We start from the raw sequence: 3415 nt of genomic DNA, 5'->3' as shown, positions 1-3415 counted from the left end.
ACTACTTAGGAATCATTTTATGCAGCCATCTAAACCTATTATCGCCATCGTATCTTGTCACAAGATGATCGATGGACAACCGGGTCAGTCGGTATATCAAAAATATATCGATGCGGTACAGCACTATGGTGGCAATGCGATTTTATTGCCCAATACGGCAGCTGAAGATGATAATTTTGAGGCGCTGATGACTATGGTTGACGGGATTTTATTGACAGGAAGTTATAGCAACGTCGCTCCAGATAGATACGGCGCGACCCACATTGAAGAAAAACAAGATCTTGGCCGCGATGCGCTGAGCTTTAAACTGCTTGCTTATGCGGACAAAAATGACGTGCCCCTGTTTGCAGTATGCCGCGGGCATCAAGAGATGAACGTCTATTTTGAGGGAACGCTATACCCTGATTGGCGCGATGTTGAGGGGTTTTTTGAGCCGCATTTGGAGGACAGTACCCAGCCTCTAGAGGTACAATATCAGCCCGTACACGATGTCCTCATTCAACCTGAGGGCAGATTGGCAGCGTTTGGTGACACATGGCATGTGAACTCGCTACACAAGCAGGCTATTAATAAAGTGGGCGCGCGTCTATTCGTTGAGGCAGTCGCCCGTGATGGAATGATAGAGGCGATAAGCTTATTAGAACATCCATTCATGATTGGTGTACAATGGCATCCTGAGTTAAATTATGCGCAAGATCACTTGTCCAAGTTTTTATTCACGGAATTTATCGACCATGCCCGCAAAAAATCTACCAAGCAGTAAGCACCAAGACCATAAAACGACTTTTAATGATGATGAGGTTAATAATAACCACACCATTGATAGTGATGACAATAGTGACGATGAGGCGTGCGCCAGTGCAAATAGTCTCAATCAAGACGTCGACATCGATAACGGCTTAGACAATGAAGCTGAAAATGACGGGTTAGATACTCACGCTACTCCGCAAAAAAGCGAGTTGCAAGAAGAGAATATCGGCAAAAAGGTCAATCAGCTGCGCCTAGCTAAGGGCTACTCGCAGCGTAAACTTGCTAGAATGGCGGGACTCACGAATACTTCTATTAGCTCCATCGAGCGCAATAAAGTCAGTCCAGCGGTCAATACCTTAAAAGCGATACTTGAGGTGTTAGGTTCTGATCTTACTACCTTCTTTAGTGATGAATGGCAAGAGCCAAAAGCTAGAGTGGTCGTCACGCCAAAGGATTTATTGGAGCTTAGTGAGCCTGGCTGCCGCGTATCACTTAAGCAAGTGTACAACCATAGTACCACTAAAAATTTAGGGTTTTTGATAGAGACTTATCAGCCGAACAGCTCGACTGAGGAGAAGATTGCGCACGAGGGAGAGGAGATAGGCACGGTAATTGAGGGCAAGATTTTGATACGAATCGATGAGACGACTTATTTGCTCAACAAAGGCGACAGCTACGTCATCGATACCAATCGCCCGCACACGTTCATGAATCCAAGCGATAGTATTGCACGTGTTATCAGCGCGCATACGCCAACGACTTATTGAGGAGTGCTACTGTTGTTAGTGCCCTCTTTATTAACCGTTTTTTCTTGAGAAGGGTTAGAGCTTGTGCTTGAATGATTTGAGCGACCTGTTTGCTTTTTGAGTATTATTTTAGAGTCGCCCATAGCTTTTGGCGGCTTTTTTAATAGCTCAACTTTGGTATTGCTCACCCTTTTGTGTGAAGACTCCACCATAGGATTGTCCGCTTTGAGCTGTTTTTTGACTCTTTTGGCGGCAGAGGCATTGAGCAGCAATTGTTCCTCAAGTAGCGCCTGATCATGTAGCGCGTTGTAGACGGCTAGGGTTTCGCTAATCATCTCACGCATGGTAAATTCGTTGGTCATCTCAGGCCGAGTTACGCTCTCAAGCTGATGCCTGACCGTTTTACAAAGGGCAACAGCATTGTATTTTTTGACCAGTCCCTGCGGGTACAAAGGTTGCAAAATCTCACTAAAAGCGGCCTGATCCCAGCCCACAACAGGCGTACCCAAATGAATAGCCTGTAGGGCATTGATACCGATAGATTCTGGCTGATTGGCTAGCGCCATGACAATATTGGCCGCTGACAACCATTCGCGCATATCATTACGCTTACTACCCACATAAGTAATACGCTCAGCCAAACCTAATGCATTAGCGCGCTGACGAAAGTCCTCATGCGCCACATCGCTCTCTCGGTAATCCTCATCCATAATAATAGCGTGAATCAGCGGAAAGTCTTCTTGCAGATTCCCCAAGATATCAATGAGCCATTCTTGACCATACTCATTGCCGATAATCGTAGGAAATACCAGCCACTTTTTGTGTTCAAGCTCAGGATATTCTGCAAAGGTATGACGCAGCCAGTACACCGAAGGATTATGCCGATAAGGATAACGGCGCGTATCAACGCCGCGGTAGATACGCTTGATAACTTTGGGATCGGCCTCTTCTCGGCGCAGACCCCGTTTTAGATAATTGGTCACGCTGTCAGATACTGTGATGATAGTATCGACATCAAGCAGAGCTTGCGAGTATTTATTGATCGGATAAAAGCCGTACATCGTGGAGACCAGCTTTGGCATACGTTTTATTTTGGCTCTTTTAAGCGCTAAATGCAGTATCCAGGCAGGCGTTCTTGAATGAATATGAATAACGTCAGGGCTATGCTTTTCGACCAAACGCCGCAGGGTATTGACCTGTAATAGTGACAGCCAAGACTTTTTATTCATGTGCAGTTGATGGTAGATATTGCCATCACGCTCCAAACGCTTGACGAGGTCATTATCTTTGTCAGCGCTGGCGACGATGATAGAGGTATGACCGTTTTTGACCAGCGCACGCCCAAGATGAAAGATACCGCGTTCGGATTCATCGTGTTTTAAGGAGGAGAGCAGGCGCATAACGATCATAATAAAAGGCTACAACCATAAAATATAATAAGCTGAGAATATAGTAAGCTGATATTGTCAGTCATAAACACAAAAAACTCAACCTTATAACTAGATTGAGTTCTATAAATAAAGTTGAGTTTTTTTGTTGATACTTTTTAATGAAGCATTTTTGCTAGCATCTTTCTTTTACCTTTTCTTTTGAAGGTAGTCAGCATCAGGCAAAATTTGCTTTTCGCTCAAATATTTCCAGTAGCGCTGCGGCATGTGTTGCCTATGCAGGCGAGTGTTTTTGCGCTCTTTGATATTGACGTTAGTAAAATACCCTTGCCAAAAGCGCTGATAGCGCTGCTCATCAGCACTATGAACACTGGCAGGATTACGCAGTACCGCGTCATCGAGATCGGTAATAGTCTGTAAGTCAGCAGGACGCGTCTGTGTGCTCAAGCTTTTATCAAAATAGATGCCATAGCCGCGTGCCAAATCATAGATTGCCCAGTGCTGATCTTGATAGCGCTGACGAAAATGCTC

The 3415-nt window shown here is 45.0% G+C and carries 4 protein-coding genes; 2 read left to right on the top strand and 2 right to left on the bottom strand.

The window, feature by feature from the left end:
- Window positions 1–763: gamma-glutamyl-gamma-aminobutyrate hydrolase family protein (locus ACTXGO_RS11370; RefSeq protein ID WP_443574564.1), on the top strand; the 763-nt coding region annotated here is incomplete at its 5' end.
- Complete coding sequence (locus ACTXGO_RS11365; RefSeq protein ID WP_443574562.1) at window positions 735–1517, top strand: cupin domain-containing protein; 783 nt, start codon at window positions 735–737, stop codon at window positions 1515–1517. The genes ACTXGO_RS11370 and ACTXGO_RS11365, both read left to right, overlap by 29 nt.
- Here ACTXGO_RS11365 and ACTXGO_RS11360 read toward each other — a convergent pair.
- Both ACTXGO_RS11360 and ACTXGO_RS11355 read right to left on the bottom strand, forming a co-directional pair.
- Complete coding sequence (locus ACTXGO_RS11360) at window positions 1511–2905, bottom strand: glycosyltransferase (protein WP_443574561.1); 1395 nt, start codon at window positions 2903–2905, stop codon at window positions 1511–1513. The genes ACTXGO_RS11365 and ACTXGO_RS11360 overlap by 7 nt on opposite strands.
- Window positions 2906–3073: 168 nt before the next feature.
- A partial coding sequence (locus ACTXGO_RS11355; protein ID WP_443574559.1) for a DUF4130 domain-containing protein occupies window positions 3074–3415 on the bottom strand: 342 nt, incomplete at its 5' end.

The organism is Psychrobacter sp. T6-1 (assembly GCF_052258445.1).
This window is presented reverse-complemented; position numbering and strand designations above follow the sequence as displayed.

Excerpts from the sequence above, each read along its gene's own strand:
- ACTXGO_RS11365 (WP_443574562.1), top strand. The coding sequence starts at position 735 with ATGCCCGCAAAAAATCTACCAAGCAGTAAGCACCAAGACCATAAAACG.
- ACTXGO_RS11360 (WP_443574561.1), bottom strand. The coding sequence starts at position 2,905 with ATGATCGTTATGCGCCTGCTCTCCTCCTTAAAACACGATGAATCCGAA.